The following is a 19,599-nucleotide window of genomic DNA, read 5'->3' on the forward strand; positions in this document are numbered from 1 at the left end:
TATTCTCCCTTTCTTACAGATCGCCGTGATAAACACCACATGCCTTTGCCAGTGCGATGATACGCTTTGCATCCTCAAAGAACGGAATATCAACCATTTTTCCGTCGACTGTATATACACCGATCCCTGCATCTGCCTGTGCCTGACAACCTCGTACCAACTTTTCAGCATAGACAATTTCTTTTTCTGTGGGTGCGAATGTTTCATGTACAAAAGCAATCTGCTTCGGATTTACGATACTCTTACCATCGAAGCCCATCTGATGATTCTGAATAACCTCAGCCTGAAATCCTTCCATATCATCAATGTTTGGAAACATGGTATCAAAGCATTGTACACCTGCCGCACGGGCTGCCAACAGCATCTGTCCACGGGCAACCATCATTTCTACACCACCTCGCTGAATCTGCACATGCATGCTCTTACGGAAATCACCTCCGGAAATCGCGCAGCCAAGCATACGGTCAGATGCGGTAACAATTTCATATGCATTCATGATTCCCATAGGGCTTTCCAGTGCCGCCATCAGAAGTGTTCTTCCTTCCTCAACACCGAACTCCCGCTCTGCTGCTAATACGGCCGCCTCTACCTGACGGACCATTTCTGCATTTTCACATTTTGCTATACGGATTCCGTCTGCTCCTCCGGCAACACATACACGTACATCCTCCTGCCAGTGTGGCGTATCAAGGCCATTGATACGAACAAGGACCTCCGTATCTCCATAATCAATATTCTTTAATGCGTGATACAGACTAAAACGTGCTGCATCCTTCTGATTTTCAGCCACAGCATCTTCCAGATCCAGGATAATACTGTCACTTCCATAAATATAGGCATCTTTAATAAGACCTGGCTTCTGTGAATTCATGAACATCATTGTGCGGCGCAGACGCTTTTTATCTGGCTTTGGTCGTTGAATCATTTGATAATACCTCCCCATGGAATATTGGAAGCGGACTGATCGCAGCTACGATATACGGCGCATTCCACACGTGCTTTTAGTGTACAATCAAGTGCTCCCTTGTCAATAACAGTTACCTTTGCATTCGTTACTTCCAGCCGATTCAGAGTTTCCAATACAGCGGCCTTAATCTGGCGGCCATACTGATTTAATACACTGCTCTGAATATTCAGTTCCAAACCGTTTCCAGGTTCTATTGTGACCTGTGCATCACTGGATTCCAGTGTGCCGGCTACAGCACTATTTTTAATTAGCATTGAGATTTCTCCTTTTTTCATTTACGTTGAATAAAATTTAAGTATATTTACCTGCTGAGTTCATTGTATCCTTGTTCAATCATTGTGTAAAATTCATAATATTTCTCATATTCCATTCCATTTTGGAATTCTTTTCTCTTTCCTGTCCTTTTCCAGATTGCTTTATAAACTTTACACAAAAAGCCCTTTTGTAATTTGTATATCATGCATATACATTCCATTTTTGAATGTTATATAATGAATTATAATCATATAACTCCCTCTATCCAAAAAAAGGTTTTTGATGTAGCATAAACATATGGAATGGAAACGTTTAAGACAGGAGTAAAAAATGGACGAAAAGGATTTTGAAATGCTAAGCATTCTGAATGAAACGAGAAACATCACACGTGCAGCGGAACGGCTTTATATTACGCAGTCTGCTCTGTCGAAAAGAATAAAAGCCATTGAAAAAGAGTTGGATATGGAAATACTAATTCGCTCCCGCCAGGGAATCCGCTTCACTCCTGCTGGTGAGAAAGTACTGGAGCACAGCACAACGGCCGCCAGAGAAATGAAACTGTTGCGTACCCATCTGGAAACTATGAATGAGGAAATATGCGGAACTCTTAACTTGGGGGTTTCCATTAACTTCGCCCTGTATAAATTACCAGATATCCTGGGGGAATATCATGAGAAATACCCAAAAGTTAATTTGCAGATTACCACAGGACAAAGCCGTGATCTTTACCGGCAGATGCTGGACGGCTCCCTGGATATTGCCATAATTCGTGGAGAATATTCCTGGGACGGAATCCAGTATCTCGTGTCTCAGGAAAACATATGCCTGGTATTTAATGAGGAATATGAAACCACTCCTCTTTCTGACTACCCATATATCAGTCACAAAACAGATATGACCCAGTCAGCTATGATTACACGCTGGATTCATGATCAAAACTTAAATCCCCGGACAAATGGGATTTGTGTAGACAGTGTTACTGCCTGTGTGGAAATGGTAAAGCGGGGATTAGGCTGGGGGCTCTTACCGGAAATTGCCTTAGAGCATTTCCATGGCTGCCAAAAGCCTTGTACCTTTGCAAACGGCGAACCGTTTATAAGGCGAACCTATATTTACTGTCAGCGGGAGGCCCAAAAACTACCACAAATAGAAGCATTTATGGAGATTTTAAGAAATAATCGTTTCTAGTACTAACGCGTTATCTCGTTTAGATTACCTTCCTTAAACCAATCAAGTGCATACCGCCTAACAGAGTATTAAAAAGGAGCTGCTCCGGCAGCCCCTTTTTAATGTTCTTTATTTTATTTATATAAGAAAATTATTCTGATTTTATGCCCCATATGCATGTATTGTTATCTCCCACAGTGGTAAATGTCATTGTTGGCTTTGCAGTGCCATTTTCGTCGTGCTGTTTGAAGAATACTCCCTGATATTCCGTACCATTTATATTCAGTGTAATATAATCGTACTTGTTTCCTATGGTTTTTTTCCAGGTTCCCGCTTTGTCTCCCTGAACCTTTCCGTTTTCAAGAAGGGTAATGGTTTCTTTCTTCACCATGTCAGAGGTGGTTTTCTGACCATGATCGTATAAATCATATTTGCCATGTATCTCCTTGGAGTCATAATGATTGATAGGATCATTTTTGTTTTCAAATACAGCAGTTACTGGCCAACCCTTTTGGTTTAAAAATTGCTGATGAATCCGAACCTCATGGTTTTCCGTTCCGTTATCAAATCTTTGATGATAAACCAGATAACGGTTTTTATTCCCGTCAATGATGGCACTGTTATGCCCTGCTGCCTTATATCCTGTGCTTCTATTTCCCAGCTTATAATTGCCCATAAGTTTTATTCCGTACTGCTCATTATTGCTATTATTACCGGCCGCATTTTTCCCTGATGCATCAAGATAGGGGCCGGTGACCTCCTTGGAACGGAACAGACGCATGTTGTATCCACCATTGGCGGTCAGTCCACCATAGGTTTCATAAAGATAATAATAGCCGCTTTCCTCGTCATATATGATATAGGGTCCTTCCCCAGACTGATGATTTCCTCCAGCCAGATGGACACCAAAATAGCGGTCCACGTAATTTCCACTCACTCCATCTACAGAATCCGTTCCAGGGTACTTCACTGCTCCTGTCTCCCGGTCCAGTTCACATAAGTAGATTCCTCCCGACCAGGAGCCATAAACCATATAAAGCTTATTTCCTGTTTTATCAAAAAACAAGGTGGGATCAATGGCATTGGGACCATAATTGTGATTCCATTCATTTCCCTTAAACCATTGATTGCTGATTCCATTCTTTAATACACCGGAATCCGTCAGTTTTTTTATATTCAGGTACTTATTATCCCACCTTGTATTCCTCCTGCTGTTTCCATCTGTCTTTCCATCTTTTGTAAAACCGGAATAAATCACAGTGTCCACATAGGTGTAGGGACCATCTATATTTTTAGAAATGCCGTAACCAATACAGGACCTGCGCCAGGTTGAAGATGCGCTGTAGTAAATCATATAGGCACCTTTGCTTCCGTCTTTATTCCGGTAATAGGGATTCCAAATAACATCCGGTGCCCAGACAGCATACTTTCCCCCGGAACAATCCCCGTCATCATAGCCTGCCCATAGAAATGACTCTTTTAAATTTTCTCTTACGTTTCCATAGAGCCAGTTATTTGTTACATTGTCATAATCAGTTCCAAGAGATGTCCAGTTGACCAGATCCTTTGATTTCGCACCAGCAAGGTGAGAACCAAAGATATAATATTCCCCGTCCTTTGCCTGAACGATTGATGGATCGTGGACTGATACCCGCTTTGGTGCAGCCTGATTGTTTTGTGGGGACTCACTGCTTTCTTCTGCCTGCGCCTGAAACATAAATGCAATTACAAAAACGAAAAGAACCCCTACGACTGCCAGATACTTTCTAAAAGTTCTGCTCCTAACCACTCCACTCATAAAATACCTTCCCCCTTTAATCCCAGCTTTCTTATTCTCCTTGCTCTTCCAGAATCCATGGCATAGTAAATCAGCCTTGCAGCATTTTTAATTCATTTGATACAATGCCATTTCTCAAAAGACAGGAAGAACGCTACCTTATAGCCTATTGTGTTGTTTCACAAAATATCACTTATTCCCAGGTGCAGAGCAACCAATGCATTTATAATATCATTGATAGCAAAAAAGCCTGCCAGAATATCTTCATTCCAGCAGGCTATCTCTCCTGAATTGTTCTTCGTTACCCCCAAAGTGCATTGGCATCGGTGGCACTTCGATTCAGTCGGGAAAAATCGGTCTTAACAAAGGATATCGTTGAAAGAAGCAAGAACACCAAACCAATGACCAGGATAACACCAAACGTCATGATCGGAGTAATTGCAAAACCATTGATTTGTACCACCAATCCTTCTTTAATCAGTTCGGAAACAGGAAGATTCCCTTTTTCCAGGACAATCATTCTAAAAAATGCTGTGGCATAAGTCATGGGATTAAAGTAAGCTACAAACTTCAAAGAGCCTGGCAGCATGGACAACGGAACATAGGCACCGGACAGAAACGTCAGGGGCATTGTTACTGCTGTTTTGACAATCTGAAATGTTTGTCCGTTGCGTACCTTCGTAGCTAAGAACAGACCAACACCAGAGAATACGATGCCGATAAAGATCATGGAAACAAGCACCAATAGAGGCGTTTTCCAGCTTGTAAACTTTATGCCGATAAATAAACCAATTACCAGGATCAAGATACCCTGTAAGGTGGCTACCGTTGCTGCGGACAGTAATTGTCCCATTGCAACGTAAACTCTTTTTGCCGGGGAGACCAAAACTTCTTTCATAAAACCACTGACCATGTCATCAACCGTTGAAGACGCAAGATTTAATGCACTTTCAAATACAGTGGTGATAATAACACCCGAAAGCATGTACGCGATAGGGTTTTCAATGAAATCATTTTTAAATATCGCGCCAAACACATACACAAAGAAAAAGGGAAACACAAGTGAAAATATTAACCCGGTCTTATTTCGTACAAATGCTTTTAGTCCTCTTTTCCATAAAGCGAATACTGTATTCATATTTATCCCTCCTCCCTGATCTTTTTCCCTGTTATCTCTAGAAACACATCATTAAAGGTTCCTTTTTTTATTTCGATATTGGTAATGTGCTCCTTATGAACGCTTAATACCTCAAGCAAACGGTCCAGATACTCTGCTTCTACCTTGTAAAAACCGTCTTTTTTTGAATAGTTTAATTGGTGCTCCCCTAGCAGGCGTTCAAATCCTTCTTCATCGTTTGTATTGATATAAGCCTTGTCCTTTGTATACTTTTTCTTCAACGCGTAAGGGGTATCATGTGCGACAATTACCCCTCCATCCATAATCGCTATCTTATTACAGATTTCGGCTTCTTCCATATAGTGGGTGGTTAGAAAGATTGTTATGTTCCTCTCTTTTTGAAGCTTCATAATATATTCCCATATATGTGCTCTGGTCTGGGGATCCAGCCCGGTTGTTGGTTCATCAAGGAATAAGACCTTTGGATAATGCACCAGGCCTCTGGCAATCTCAACACGCCGTTTCATTCCTCCTGATAAAGCGGAAACCATTTTCTTTCTTTCATTTGTTAAATCCACAAGGTTTAGAACAAAAGAAATTCGTTCTTCTACTTCCTTGTTTGGAATGTTATAAAATACACAGTGCATTTTCAAGTTCTCTTCAATGGTCATTTTCGCATCAAGAGTGGAATCCTGAAATACAACTCCAATGGAAGACCTTACCTCACTTTTTTGCCTGCTCACATCTTTTCCATCGATCAATAACGTACCGGAAGTTTTTTCAAAAATGGTACATAACGTATTTATCGTTGTGCTTTTTCCAGCACCATTTGGCCCAAGAAATGCAAATACACTGCCTTCTTCCACATCAAAAGATATATCATTTACTGCGACAAAGTCACCATATTTTTTTGTGAAGTTTTTAACCTGAATGATTGGATTCATAGTTTTATCTCCTTATTGCTGATTGTAGTAAAGTATAGTTTGATGTAACTAATTATGACGAAGCAATCACAGCGTTATCATCAACGAAAAGCCCCTATTTTATGCGGTGCTCCAGCATCACCTAAGTGTTATATGAAAAATTCAAGCTGTATTCACTATGAAACACAGCAAGAATACTGCTATATTATCACAATAAAATATCATTTACAACAGAGAACATGTACCATGCAAAACACCAGTATCATGTTGACCAATTAAAAAAGCGGTACTCTGCCTTTGATTGTTCCAACAAATGGCATAATACCGTTTTCCCTTAACCTTATATATATATTTTGTATCCCAACGCTTCCAGAGGCTCTTTATCACCCACGGAAGAAAGAATCATATTTTTCTCCCCTCTATTCCATTCCTGATCCATATCTGAAACATTCAGACTTACAAATAATCTTCCCTTTCTTCCGTCTCTCACAAAAGTCAACCGTTTTTCATTGGTCTCTTCCCATAGTACTTCATAGGAAGTGTCCTCCTCTATATATTCCTTTCTTATCTCTATGATCTTCTGAACAAATTCACATAGTTGTGTATTCTGGCTCCACACCATGGGATTCCTGTATTCATTTTCCTTCATCCCGCAAATTGCCTGTTCATCACCATAAAATAAGCTGGGGACTCCCGGAAACAGCATAAGAAGGATACAAGCTAATTTCCACTTCCGCAGGTCGCCCCTGCAAAGAGATAAAAATCTGGGCACATCATGGCTATCCAACAGATTCAGCTGTCCGTTTACAAGATTGGTAGGGTAACGGAGCCTCATCTGTTCCAGCTGTTTGGCAGCAGTTAATGCATTTTTATTATCTCCAATGATGTGATCACGGCAAATTCGTCTAAACTCGTAATTCATGGTTGAATCAAAGATATCTCCCCGAAGCCAGCTTTCTGCATTCTCCCACACCTCGCCAATGAGGATTGCTTCCTTATTTTCTTTTTTTACTGCTTCCCTGAACTTTCTCCAAAAATTCCGGTCTATTTCATTTGCTACATCTAGTCGCCATCCATCTATTTTATACTCACGAATCCAATAAGTACCTACATTGGCAAAATACTTTTGCACCTCTTCATTCGAAGTATTTAGTTTGGGCATCTTAGGCTCATAAGCAAAGCAGGCATAACCAGGTTTTTCTTTTTCCGACTGCGGCCGTCGAACCGGGAACTTTAAGTCATAAAACCAATCAATATATTTTGAATTTTCTCCCTTGTCCATTACATCTTCAAAGGCAGAAAATTCCCAGCTGCAATGATTAAAAACACCATCTATAATGATTTTCATCTCTCGTTTGTGAATTTCCTCCACTAAATGTTTAAATTCCTCATTGGTTCCCAAACACGGATCAATGTGATAATAATCAATGGTATCATATTTGTGGTATTCTCCTGCTGCAAATATAGGATTGAAATAAATGCAGTTAACGCCAAGTGCCTGGATATAATCCAGATTTTTGATAACTTCTTTCAGCGTTCCTCCTAATCTTGATCTGCAGACCTTTCCATTTTCTAATATCACTTCCCTTGGCTGTGTGGGCGAACCAGATTTCTCACCGACAAAGCTATCTGGAAATATATTATAAACGACTGCCTTCTTAAACCAGGCTGGCACATCTGGTATTTCAGTTCTTAATATGTAGGGGTACTGATAATACTCGCTTCTTTCTTCCATAATGTTACGCTCAAAATAAAGAATTGCAAGTTCATTAGAAAAACGTTCTGAGTAATAATAGGTCCACTCTCCTTCATTTTGCAGCTTAAAATAATAGCATACACGGGCATATGGTGTTTCAAACGTTGCTTCATAATAGTCAAAAAGTTCATCCCTTGCTTTTATCTCCATCTGAATTTCTTCAAAAACAACGGGTGTGGAAGGACAAGCCCGATCACCATAGTATAAGGTACACGCGGAGACATTGTCTTTTTGTGTTCGTATTCTTATGGTCAATTTATGTTCCGAATTGGCAAATGCATAATTGGATAACGGTATATGCAAAACCGCCTCACGATTTATTTTCATGTTGTTTTTCATTATCCTTTCACTCCTCCTGTAGTCAGTCCTGATACCATATATTTTTGTATGGAAAAAAACAGGATCAAAATAGGTACTGAAACTAAAATTGCGGCCGCTGAAAATAAGGACCAGCTTCTGCTATAATCATTGGCCTGAAGCTGATAAAGCCCGCCTGCAAGGTTATAGTTCTCCTCTTTCATTAAAAATGTAGTTGCAAACAGATACTCATTCCATACAAAAATTAATACCATGACCGCAGTCACAATAATGGAAGGTCTGGCAAGGGGTAGTATGATCTTCCATATGATCTGTCCCGAACTTCCTCCATCAATTCTTGCAGATTCTTCAATTTCAATAGGAATGGTATCGAAGTAACCTTTCATATTCCAGATACTGAATATACACATGCTTCCTGCATAAATCAGGATTAAACCGATGTAATTATTCAATAAATTCATATTTTTAAATAATCTAAATATAGCAAACATCGATAAGATTTGTGGAAACGCATTCAGAATTAACAATAGCTTTAACATCTCATTTCTTCCCCGAAACCGAAAACGGGAAAATGCATACGATGCTGTCACCGAAGTCCCCATTGCAAGTATCATGGTTCCAAGACTGAGAACGACTGAATTTTTAAGCCATATAAGAAATGGCTCCTCCACCAGGATTGCTTTATAATTTTTCAAGGTAGGACTCTGTGGAAATAAGAATCCATTTCCGAATGCAGAACTATCACTGCTTACGGAAAGCAAAAATGCATATAAAATAGGTATTAAAGTGATAAAACATAACAGTACAAAAAATACATTTAAGATACTTAGACGAGCCATGCGTTTTGCTGTTTTTATCCTCATACGTGTTCCTCCCGAATGCCTCGATTGACAAATAAAGAAAAGAGAATGATAAATCCAAATATCACAATGGATACAGCAGAAGAAAGCCCATAATTATTAGATACAAAGGCATTTTGGTGCGCATATGTAATAACAGTCTGAAGAGTTGCTCCTGTAAGAGACCCCTTTTGCATCGTTAATAAATAGATAATGTCAAACTGCTTGAAGGTGGTAAATGTCGTCATAATAATGGAAGGAGCTAATATGGGCTTAATGGATGGTATTGTTATATATAAATTTTGTGCCCACCATCCACCTCCATCTAATCTTGCACTTTCATAATAGCTGATATCCACACTCTGCAACGCTCCATCCATCATCATAATGAGAAATGGCAGTGCCATCCATAAGTTTAATACCATACAGGAGATGAATGCCGGAATGTTTTCAGATAAAAAGTCCATGTTGGAAAACCCCAGCGCAGAACGTATTTTATTTAACAAACCGTACTGCGGATTATAAATACCTACTCTCCATAATAAAATAGATATGTAAGCCGGCATGGCCCAAGGAAACATCAGGAGTGTTTTGTATAGTCTTGCCAGCTTTAGCCCTTCTGCATTCAATCCCAGTGCAATCAAATAGGCAGCCAAAATCTGTATGACCATATTTAAAACGGTCCAAATGATTGTAGTTAATAATGCAGACATAAAACCTGAATCCAGTTTCGTTAATGCACGTCTATAATTGTCAAAAGCTATAAATTCATAGTCTGTCCAATGATACAGATTCATATTTGTAAACGAAATATATATGGTATAAATAATCGGAAATACAACAATTAATCCGATTAATATGATTGAGGGAAAACTATATTCCCATGGAAGAATTTTATTTCTCTTGTTCATAAATTGCCTACTCCTATATCCCCAACCTGCAGCAAGCTATCCTATAAAAAGGACAGGTAAGATGTCTCTACATAATCGTAAGACAAGTTTTCTTCTGTATGACCGGTTAACGATTTAAAACAAGTTAACCGGTCATACACTTTTATTGCATATCTGCGATTGCAATCTCTGCCTGTTTTTGATATTCATCCGCTACGTTGTTTAAATCTTTGCCCGATTTATTGACTGCCGCAAGAAGTGATTCTGTCGGTCCCCACATTACGCTCATTTGGGGAATGTTTGGCATCGGCTGTGCAATATCAGCAGTCTTTCTCATGGCAGCTATCATTTCATCCTTTGACACCGTTGGATTTTCATAGGATTTTTGATTCGCAGGAGCGCATCTGGAGTTTTCTGCCAGATCAATTCCAAGCTGGGGATCAGCAATTTCTTTCAGCACCTTTTCCACTGCTTCTTTTTTCGTTTCCGCTGCATGCTTCATAACACCAATTCCCTGCACACCCGAATATGGCACAAGTGCATGACCGTTTGGCAGCTTGAAATCACATAAGGATTTTATTCCATAATTGATATTAGCTTCTCTCACACCTGATATCAGCCATGGTCCGCCAATAATTGCTGCGGCTTTTCCGTCTTTAAATAAGGCATTTACCGTATTATAGTCCCCGTCCGCTTCTAATTTGGCAAACTTTTTATTATATTCGATTGCCTCCATGGTCTTTTTGTCATTTAGTCCTGACTTCGCCTGCTCATTGATAATAAATCCGCCAAATCCGTTTATAAAGGGAGCTACATTATAAGCAGTTGAATGTTGGTTCACTAAAGCATAAGTTCCAGCAGTGGCATCTGTATGGTTTTTCATGTAGGAATAAAGTTCTTCTGTGGTGGAGGGCACTTCTCCCTCCCACAAATCCTTATTATAAATAAAAAGCAGTGTTTCAAAGTAGACAGGCATCAGGTATTGAGCATCCTTATAAATTCCTGCTTTCAGCGTCATGGGAAGCATATCCGCATATACGGCTTTGTCAATCACATCCGTGATTGGTGCCAAAGCTCCCATTTCCACGAACATTCCTAGAGAATCATGGGCATACATATAAAGATCCGGTCCATTCACCTCATCGCTTCCATAAAGTTTAATCTGATCTGTTAACCCGCTCTTTTGCTCGAATTTTACAGTGATTCCATCATCACTTAAAGCCTCATTTAGATGATCTTCCATCAACTGTATCATTGCCTTGTCTCCATCATGCCAAATACGAATGGTATTGAGTGCTTCCTTATTCCCCTGCTTTGCTGCAACGCTGTCCGTATTTTTACTACATCCGGTAACCATTGCAGCAGTCATTGCAATACACAAAACCAATGCCATCTTCTTCACTTCTCATGCCCTCCATTCAAAATTTAGAAACTATGTTATAAAAGACTTACCAGTCTATGGTTACTGTCCCGGCCCCCAATGCAGGCACCGTATAGCTGTGATTATCTCCACTTTGCCAAATGACACTTCCTGCCGCATTCTTCTTGATCGCTTTAAACTCAATTTTCTGGCCTGCCGGAATATATACGGTTAAATTCCACTCCGGATAATTGGGACAGGCTGCAGGCCCTGCTGCTTTGTTTGGATCCCAGTTACCGAGTTCCGCGCAGTTCCCTAAAATATAAACATTCTGTCCCCAGTCCGTAGACGCATTGCGAATGTTTATGGTAACTGGAATGGTATCACCTGCATTTTCATCAACCACATATATTTTGGAAGTGTCTCCGGTAAGAGTTATTGTTACCTTCTTATCTTTGGATACGGTTATTTTATCATTGGGATTCATTACATTTACTAACGTAGTCCCTGCCTTTATGGAACTTTCGGCACGTATTGACATGGTTTCAGTATCGGTACCTTTGGAATTATGAAACGCACAAATTAATTCCTGTCCCGCATTTTTTCCGCTGTCCATTCTTCTTGAAAACGCATAGGTATGCATGGAAGTCCACATCTCACGTTGTGTTCCAAAGCTTAAAGCTTCATATTTTTCCCGAAGATCGTTTAAGGTCCGGATAAGCTTATAGGTATTGGTGGAGGTGTTAAAATAATCTTTAATTACATTGCCGTTTTGATCCTTTGTTACCATGGACCAACGATTCCAGGTATCTGCAATCCCATTGATCCCCTGACCATTGGCATTTCCTCTGTTTTGCTCTGTTCCCTGGAATACCACCGGGGTTCCCCTTGCTGTAAATATAAACGTTAACGCATTATGGAGTTTATCAACATCGCCCCCAGCTTCTGTCAGAAAACGATTTCTGTCGTGGTTGTCAATAAATGTAACCATATCATTCAGATGAGTACCATAGAGATAATCCTGCGCCAAAATGGATTGAAGTGAGATTTCCGATGTGTTGTTAAAATTCTTTCCATATGCAAAATCATTTACAATAGCCTGAAACAAGGGAAAATCAAGCATACCTGTTTCAGCGTTATCTCCGACCCAATCCTTAATAAATTCCACATGCATATCAAAGTTCTCGCCAAAGGTTGCAACTCCCAAATATTCCTGTAATTCATGAATATCAGATGGCTTCATACATTTTGCCGCATCCACCCTGGCCGCATCTGCCCCCGTATAGGTAAACCAGTTCTTTATAGAGTCGAACATAGCACCCTTGGCATCCTTATGATCAAAGTCAATATCATCCAGACCACCCAGGTCATGATCTTCAAGCATCTGGGTGCTTGCTACTGTATGAGGATGCTCTATGTTAAAATCGATATCTCCTTTGTTGTGATACCATGAGACATTATTAAACGGCGCTGCAGGCTGCAGCTGAGTACCCTCTTTTAATCCTGTACCGCTAGTATAATGCGCATTGCTTCCGATTCCCTGCAGATAATCTCCCACATGATTGGGAACTACATCAAAAATGACCTTAATTCCATTTTCATGGCAAACATCTACCATTTCCTTTAGCTTATCCTTGCTGGTCTGAGGATCTCTTGAACCGAAATAGCGATTGGCTCGATTGGGATCAAATACATTATAGCCATGATAGGCAGATGGCCACTGTTTTCCACTGGAATCCGGTATTCCCCATAGCTGTGGGTCAGACACCGGTGAAATCCAGATTGCGGTATATCCCATTTCCTTAATGTAAGAGATCTTATCTATGATTCCCTGCCAATCACCGCCGTGCATATAACGATAATCTTCTTCTGAGTTCTCTGCATATCGAAAAGCTTCTCCAGTTGCATTATTCGTTTTATCCCCATCATAAAAACGATCAACCATGATCTGATAAATGGACTCTCCCCGAAGACTTTCGGCTGCATTTACCTCCATTGAAGGCAACAGTGGCATTGTCATAATAAAACAAAGTACAAAGCTTACAATACGTTTTAACATCTTTTTCACTACTATTTCCCCTTCCTTCTCCATTCTTGATATGTTGTTTCCTATTTTATAAAATACCGGTATTTATAAGCAAATTATAACAATACCACTCCTAATTACAAAGTTTTTTTATACATATTGCTTGATTTTTTTAGGTAAACGATATACTATTCTAATGGAGTTTAAGAAAGGGGTGTCCAATGGCTGTAACAATAAAAGATGTTGCCAGGGAAGCCGGAGTATCCACGGCTACGGTATCTAAAATACTGAACAACAAGCCTTATATTTCAGAGAGTACGACTCAGCGTGTCATGGAAGTAATGAAACGTCTCAATTATCATCCCAATGCACAAGCCAGTAATTTCAAATGCAAACGTACCGGAAACATTATCTTTCTTGCTGTTACGGAAATGCATACTGCCTTTCATAACCCTCACATGTTTGAAATTCTATGCGGTGCCCAAAATGTAATCCGGGACAAAAACTATAATCTGTCTTTCTTGGGCGTATCTGACAAACAAGATGCTTTTGATTCAGCTAATAAAGTAGTGGGTTGTAACACGGCTGATGGTATTTTGGTCCATGGCTCTGCTACATCAAGGGCATTGATTGACTTTTTATCTAAAAACAACTTTCCACACATTATTATCGGGAGACCCCCATTTGCCAGTCCCTCTTCCTGGATCGATACCAACAATCGTGTTTCTGGTCAAATGGCAATGGAATATTTGGAGAAATGCGGTTATTCTCAAATCGCTTTTATCGGAGGACCTAAAAGCGATGAAATATCAAGGCACCGCCTGCAAGGTTTTGTATCGTATATGAATATTAATGGGCTCACCATACAAGATGATTTTATAAAATACGGTACCTATACAAAAGAAAGCGGATTTTTAATGATGGAGGAACTCCTAAGTCAACCCACTCTCCCCGATGCCGTTATATGTGAAAATAATCAGATTGCAATGGGGGCCGTTGGGGCAATAGAAAAACATCAATTAGCCATCCCAAAGGATATGGGTCTCATTACCTTTGACGATTATCCTCTCTCACAGCTCATTGATCCTCCTCTTACTGTGATTGATATAGATGTCCATGAAATGGGGAAACAGGCGGCTTCTATCTTATTGAGGAAGATAAAAAATCCGGGACTTCAGGTTCAATCCTTTGTTACTCTTCCGAATCTGATTGTCCGATCATCAACCAGAAAACAAAAATAAGTGGGATGAAGCCTCATTTAAAACCAATTGACAAAGTTTGCTTATGTTGAGTTATTATTTAGAGAAATCAAGCGTCTTACGACATAAAAATGCATCTTGAATCAGCTTTTAAAGGCTTCTCAAGATGCATTTATTATGTGCCAGTTTGAAACTGACATATCTCTCGCTATTATTAAGACTCACTGTGGGTATGCTTTATATCCTGTTGTTATTCGTCACACCTTTTCTTACCGCTTGCCATTCCAACGCTAAGCAACAACCACATCATGGGAGTTACAATCACTACACTTATATTTACTACCGCTTGAGTCATATAACATATCACAGCAAAACAACAGCCTATGATATATGGCTTTGTCTTCACATTTTTACACATACAGTAAATTGCTGAGCCAAGAAAAACAACGTAAGCAATCAAACCAGTCAGCCCAATGGTCATGAAGTACTGCAAATACTCATTATGGGCATTTTCAAAGCGTTGTGGCATTTCTTCACCGATTTTTGTTACAGTCAGTATTCCAAAGGTATCCGGTCCATGCCCAAATAATTTATGCATTGGAGTAAATTCCTTATATAACTCCATTGACTTTCTCCAAATATACCCCCGACCAGTTCCCCAGCTATCATCAAATACGAGATAATTCCCCAAAGAGCCATACCTTGCTGCATTTCCAGCCACATTTGCATCAAAAAGCAAAAATCCAAGAACCAATACGGAAAGTATCAGCAGTCCAGCCCAGCCATACATGACCACCGGTCCAACTTCATCATTCTTATTCCGGCTTTTTTTAATCAGGATATAAACTGCAGCGTATATTGCCCACAGCCCTGCTACCACGTATAGGAAGCCATTAAACTCAGCCAATGTCTGAAACAAACTATCAAGCCCAATCACCGTATCCTTGTAGGCCTGGTTCATTTGGATAATGCATAGCACCACGGTACCAAATGTAGCAAGCATCAGCAAATATCGCTTCATCCCGGTTTTACTTCTGAATAATAGAAAGGGCAGAAATCCAAACAAAGCGGCCAATGCCAAATATGCATTGTCGCTGCGTCCCAGGATAATTGCAAAAAAGCTAATTACCATACAGAGATAACACCAGATGACTCTTATCCTACTCTTAGCAATGGCAAACCACGCCGCTGAAGCACCTAAAATCAGTGCAACATAACCGGTGTACATATTAATATTTCCTATGGTGGAGGTAAATATATCCCATTCTTCATGAGCAATGTATTTATGAAGATTAAGGACATCCATCCTAAAATAATCTGTGATTCCAACAAAACATACAATCATACCACTGACCAGAAAAACATCCAGTACCCATTCCTTTGCCTTCCAAAACCGGCTAATCATCAGATAGGATGCAACATAGAGTGTCATTAAAAATAATCCTGAATATCGTCCTTCGTTCCCCCAGAATGACTCATAAAAATAATCGGACTGAAAAGTTGAAATAACGAGAATGATCCCAAAAATGATAGCCCAACAATCAGCTGCACGAAATGTTTTTCTCCAGTTTTTTGGGCGCAGCCTGGTAAAAAATATCTTTGTATGCTCCCCTTTATACTTCTTGTAGTCGATTACCAGCATTATTAGACAAAGAATAAGGCAAAGTGATAACATAGCCACAACGCTGCCCCAATAAAATTGATATTTGAACACCAAAATATCTATATAAGAATTATGATATATGAGAGGAAACACTAAGACTAATAAAACAATAAAAAAGCTTATTACTCCATTGATGATGGATGAACAAGCTTCTGCAAAGGTGTCCTTATGTACTTTTATATTATTACTCTTTGAGTCCAAATCAAAGCCTCCATTCTCTTCCCTTAATATTAAATAAAGTATAACATTTAATTGACTTAACTACAATTTAAGATTTAATTAATATAAAAACTCATTTTATATAAGCTTTATTTTATATCATAGATGATAAGATTGGACTTATTATAAGCTTAATCGTACAATTTACTTGATAATTTGATTTATATAATGGTTGAATCTATAATTGACGAAACTGTTTTTTCATTTTTTCCACTCTTTTAGTAATGAATATTTGTTTAAGTGAAGTAATCTTTTTATATGGAGGTTAGCATATTGTTAAAAGACTATAATACATTAATACGTAGATTTGCATTGGTAACAATAGGAATCATTTTAATCAGTTTTGGAATATCCTTATTTATGAAACCCGATATTTTGGAATTTATTAATTGGGCAGATAGCAAAACTTCAGAAACGAATAAGACACAAATGGGAAAGTTTTTTCAATATGTAGTCAATAATGGGATTAAAGTCCCATTTCAAATGCTTATTTTATCTCTTATTCCTATTCCGTTTGTCTACTACTTACCAGTTGCATTAACAGCAATTGCTACAGGGGTGGTTCTTTATCTTCCATTCACACCCCAATTACAAGATAAGATGAGTTTTTTCAAAGTGTTTTTAGGTGTTTTTCCACATGCTACCATTGAATTGTTTTCTTTTTTTATTGTATTGGCCGTGCTATTTGAATTTAATAAAGCAATTCGAAGTCATTTGTTTAAAAAGTCCAATTCTAAATTTGGAGTTGTTTATGCTTTTAAGAAAATAGTTACTGTTTATTGTTTTGTAGCATTTCCCTTACTTGTCGTGGCAGCTTTTATAGAAGCATTTATTACACCAATGATTACTTGAATAACATCCTTCTTGATTTCAAGTAAACTCTGCATGATACTATTATTAAAACAGCTCTAACCTTTTATCCAGAGTTGTTTTTTTATAATGTGTAATGGACAGGAGCACCTTAATATAACAATATTAATCTGAAATATATCTAATATCTTTGATTTTCAAAATCTCTTTTGCAACCTTTTTAATAGTAAATGAGAAAAATTGGATATCAGGAGGCCAGATATAATAATAAGCCCTCCGCCCCATTGTAATGCTGTCAGTTTCTCCTTCAATACGATCTGTGCTGTAATAAGACCCGCTACCGGAACCAAGAGCGATAAAGGAGCCACTTCTCCTGCGGAGTATTTTGCCAGTAATGTGCTCCATATACCATACCCAATCAGAGTTGCGCACAATGCCAGATATACGATAGAAAAGATGGCTGTTCCATTGATATCGGTCAGCTGATTCCATACCTGTAAAGGCTTATTGATGATGATTGCAGCTGTCATCATAGGGATTGGTGGAATCAGACTTGACCATACAACCATGCTAAACATATTTAATTTCTTTCCATGTGCCTCTGCTTCTTTTGACGCATATCTAACTACAAGATTGGAAATTCCCCAAAAAAGAGCGGCTAATATCGTTAGAAAGAATGCCGCTCCCGGTATAGCCGTTCCGCCATTGCCTCCAATGCTGCCGCTTATAAAATAAAGTCCGATTCCAGCAATGATAAGTCCCACCATTTGGCCTTTTCTGATTTTTTCTTTAAACAAAATGCCAGCAAATAGAATCGTAAAAAATGCCTGTGACTGCAAGACCACTGATGCAACACCAGCGGGCATCCCTATATTTGCTGCATAAAAAAGGCATGAAAACTGTCCTACACCAACGGTCATTCCATATATGACGATATATTTCCAACTGGTATCTGGCCGCTTTACAAATAGTATTGCAGGCAGAGCAGCAACCGTATATCTTAATGCCACCAATAAAAATGGCGACATTTCATTGACTCCTAATTTAATTACTGTAAAGTTAATCCCCCATAATAGCACAACAAATATGGCAAGTAATTTATCCCATGTTTTCATAAATTATATCCTTATCCCTCCTAAAAAAATGTTTCATCTGGTAAAAGACGATTTTAGCCTCCTTATTATACTGACTTCCAATCCCTACAATTATTATAGGCACGAAGCTTCTTTACTTAAGATACTAAAAAACTTATTATTAACTGTTATCTTTTTAAGTCGCTAATGAATTTGATTATATCTTATCATGGAAATAAAAGAAAGATATAATAAAGATCTATACTGGTTATCTACTGCCCTTCCTTCATACACTCCCTGGTGTATTTATAAAAAATATTCTGATTGGAGATGAGTATGTACAGGTTGTTCATGATTTCGAGAGTACAGAACATATACAAGCATACTTAACAATTACGATACCAACGTAACGATTTGCGGCGTAACATAAGTAACATTAAAGATCCCCATGCAACTAATTATCTGCACGGGGAACATGATTAGAGTAATATCTTTTCCATGAGTAATCTTTTACTCTTCTTGTTTTTGCTCAATCAGCCAATTTCCAACAACTTTTCTGTTATGCTGGCTTATAGGTAATATTCTTTTATTAACCATTTCTATGTAATTATATTGATAAGAGACTATATACGAATAATTTACAATGTAAGATTTATGGATTTGGAGAAAATTTTCACCCGGAAGCTGCTGCATTGCTTCTTCAAGCTTTCCATAAAATTCATATTCTCCATCCTTTTCTACTATTTTAACTTTTTTTCGATTACTCTCCAAATAAATAATGTCCTTAAAAGGTATTCTTTTATGAGTTCGGTTTATTTTAAACTCAAAATATTGATTTTCATGATCAATCAACATAATGGCTGTTTTTAAAACCTTCTTTATTTTCTCTTTTTTTAAAGGCTTTACTAGAAAGTTCAATGGACGAATATCAAATAATTTGATAGCATAACTTTCTTTTACCGAGACATATACAATTTGTGTTATATTATCATTTCTTTCTTCTCTTATCTTACGTCCAATTTCTATGCCATTAATAGTCTCGAATTCAATTCCAAGAAATATCAGATGATAAAAATTTTCTTTTATAATATACTTATATAATTCTTCACCTGAATAAAAAACATCCACCTCAAATTCTCTTCTCATACTATTTTGAAATACTATTATGACTTCTTCCAGTTGAGTACAAGTTACAGGATCATCATCACATATTGCAATATGTAGCAAGTCAATTCCCCCC

The 19,599-nt window shown here is 38.5% G+C and carries 17 protein-coding genes; 3 read left to right on the top strand and 14 right to left on the bottom strand.

The genetic code is table 11. The annotated features are described in order from the left end of the window. Window positions 1-13: 13 nt before the first annotated feature. Genes OW255_RS12080 through OW255_RS12090 form a run of 3 tightly spaced genes read right to left on the bottom strand, consistent with a single transcriptional unit; the run spans window position 14 to window position 1,427 of the window. Complete coding sequence (locus tag OW255_RS12080) at window positions 14-925, bottom strand: aldolase/citrate lyase family protein (RefSeq protein ID WP_268114226.1); 912 nt, start codon at window positions 923-925, stop codon at window positions 14-16. Further along, the gene (gene citD / locus OW255_RS12085) at window positions 922-1,221 is read right to left on the bottom strand and encodes a citrate lyase acyl carrier protein (RefSeq protein ID WP_024835675.1); all 300 of its coding nucleotides are present in this window, start codon (window positions 1,219-1,221) and stop codon (window positions 922-924) included. Before citD ends, OW255_RS12080 begins: the two co-directional genes overlap by 4 nt. Window positions 1,222-1,268: 47 nt before the next feature. Continuing rightward, window positions 1,269-1,427 (bottom strand): hypothetical protein, encoded by a 159-nt coding sequence (locus OW255_RS12090; protein WP_268114227.1) that lies wholly within the window; start codon window positions 1,425-1,427, stop codon window positions 1,269-1,271. Between the two features lie 125 nt (window positions 1,428-1,552). On the opposite strand from OW255_RS12090, the gene OW255_RS12095 reads away from it, so the two are divergent. Continuing rightward, entirely contained in the window at window positions 1,553-2,410 is an 858-nt protein-coding gene (locus OW255_RS12095; protein ID WP_268114228.1) for a LysR family transcriptional regulator, read from the top strand. A 130-nt stretch (window positions 2,411-2,540) separates the two neighbouring features. Here OW255_RS12095 and OW255_RS12100 read toward each other — a convergent pair whose 3' ends face one another. The 8 genes from OW255_RS12100 to OW255_RS12135 all read right to left on the bottom strand — a co-directional run bounded on the left by OW255_RS12100 (window position 2,541) and on the right by OW255_RS12135 (window position 13,428). Beyond that, entirely contained in the window at window positions 2,541-4,187 is a 1,647-nt protein-coding gene (locus tag OW255_RS12100; protein ID WP_268114229.1) for a glycoside hydrolase family 43 protein, read from the bottom strand. Between the two features lie 280 nt (window positions 4,188-4,467). Next, entirely contained in the window at window positions 4,468-5,304 is an 837-nt protein-coding gene (locus OW255_RS12105; RefSeq protein ID WP_024835672.1) for an ABC transporter permease, read from the bottom strand. 2 nt (window positions 5,305-5,306) lie between these two features. After that, window positions 5,307-6,227 (bottom strand): ABC transporter ATP-binding protein, encoded by a 921-nt coding sequence (locus OW255_RS12110; RefSeq protein ID WP_268114230.1) that lies wholly within the window; start codon window positions 6,225-6,227, stop codon window positions 5,307-5,309. 319 nt (window positions 6,228-6,546) lie between these two features. Beyond that, window positions 6,547-8,301 carry a glycoside hydrolase family 13 protein gene (locus tag OW255_RS12115; RefSeq protein WP_268114231.1) on the bottom strand — a complete coding sequence of 585 codons (1,755 nt, stop codon included), beginning with the start codon at window positions 8,299-8,301 and terminating at the stop codon, window positions 6,547-6,549. Then, the gene (locus OW255_RS12120) at window positions 8,301-9,143 is read right to left on the bottom strand and encodes a sugar ABC transporter permease (RefSeq protein WP_024835670.1); all 843 of its coding nucleotides are present in this window, start codon (window positions 9,141-9,143) and stop codon (window positions 8,301-8,303) included. Before OW255_RS12120 ends, OW255_RS12115 begins: the two co-directional genes overlap by 1 nt. Next, on the bottom strand, window positions 9,140-10,030 hold the full coding sequence (locus OW255_RS12125) for a carbohydrate ABC transporter permease (protein ID WP_024835669.1): 891 nt from the start codon (window positions 10,028-10,030) through the stop codon (window positions 9,140-9,142). Before OW255_RS12125 ends, OW255_RS12120 begins: the two co-directional genes overlap by 4 nt. 142 nt (window positions 10,031-10,172) lie before the next feature. Next, the gene (locus OW255_RS12130) at window positions 10,173-11,402 is read right to left on the bottom strand and encodes an extracellular solute-binding protein (RefSeq protein WP_268116604.1); all 1,230 of its coding nucleotides are present in this window, start codon (window positions 11,400-11,402) and stop codon (window positions 10,173-10,175) included. A gap of 55 nt (window positions 11,403-11,457) precedes the next feature. Beyond that, window positions 11,458-13,428: an alpha-amylase family glycosyl hydrolase gene (locus OW255_RS12135; protein WP_268116605.1), complete on the bottom strand. Its 1,971-nt coding sequence runs from the start codon at window positions 13,426-13,428 to the stop codon at window positions 11,458-11,460. A gap of 188 nt (window positions 13,429-13,616) precedes the next feature. Between OW255_RS12135 and OW255_RS12140 the strand changes: the two genes are divergently transcribed. Next, window positions 13,617-14,636, top strand: a complete 1,020-nt coding sequence (locus OW255_RS12140; RefSeq protein WP_268114232.1) for a LacI family DNA-binding transcriptional regulator — start codon at window positions 13,617-13,619, stop codon at window positions 14,634-14,636. A gap of 208 nt (window positions 14,637-14,844) precedes the next feature. On the opposite strand, the gene OW255_RS12145 is transcribed toward OW255_RS12140, so the two are convergent. Further along, window positions 14,845-16,026: an O-antigen ligase family protein gene (locus OW255_RS12145; protein WP_268114233.1), complete on the bottom strand. Its 1,182-nt coding sequence runs from the start codon at window positions 16,024-16,026 to the stop codon at window positions 14,845-14,847. A gap of 723 nt (window positions 16,027-16,749) precedes the next feature. On the opposite strand from OW255_RS12145, the gene OW255_RS12150 reads away from it, so the two are divergent. Further along, entirely contained in the window at window positions 16,750-17,328 is a 579-nt protein-coding gene (locus tag OW255_RS12150) for a stage II sporulation protein M (RefSeq protein ID WP_268114234.1), read from the top strand. Window positions 17,329-17,483: 155 nt separating this feature from the next. On the opposite strand, the gene OW255_RS12155 is transcribed toward OW255_RS12150, so the two are convergent. Continuing rightward, on the bottom strand, window positions 17,484-18,401 hold the full coding sequence (locus OW255_RS12155) for an EamA family transporter (protein WP_268114235.1): 918 nt from the start codon (window positions 18,399-18,401) through the stop codon (window positions 17,484-17,486). Window positions 18,402-18,869: 468 nt separating this feature from the next. Further along, entirely contained in the window at window positions 18,870-19,586 is a 717-nt protein-coding gene (locus tag OW255_RS12160) for a LytR/AlgR family response regulator transcription factor (protein ID WP_024835662.1), read from the bottom strand. Window positions 19,587-19,599 lie beyond the last annotated feature (13 nt).

Origin of the sequence: Lacrimispora xylanolytica (assembly GCF_026723765.1) — a bacterium.
In the GTDB taxonomy this organism is placed as follows: Bacteria; Bacillota; Clostridia; order Lachnospirales; family Lachnospiraceae; genus Lacrimispora; species Lacrimispora xylanolytica.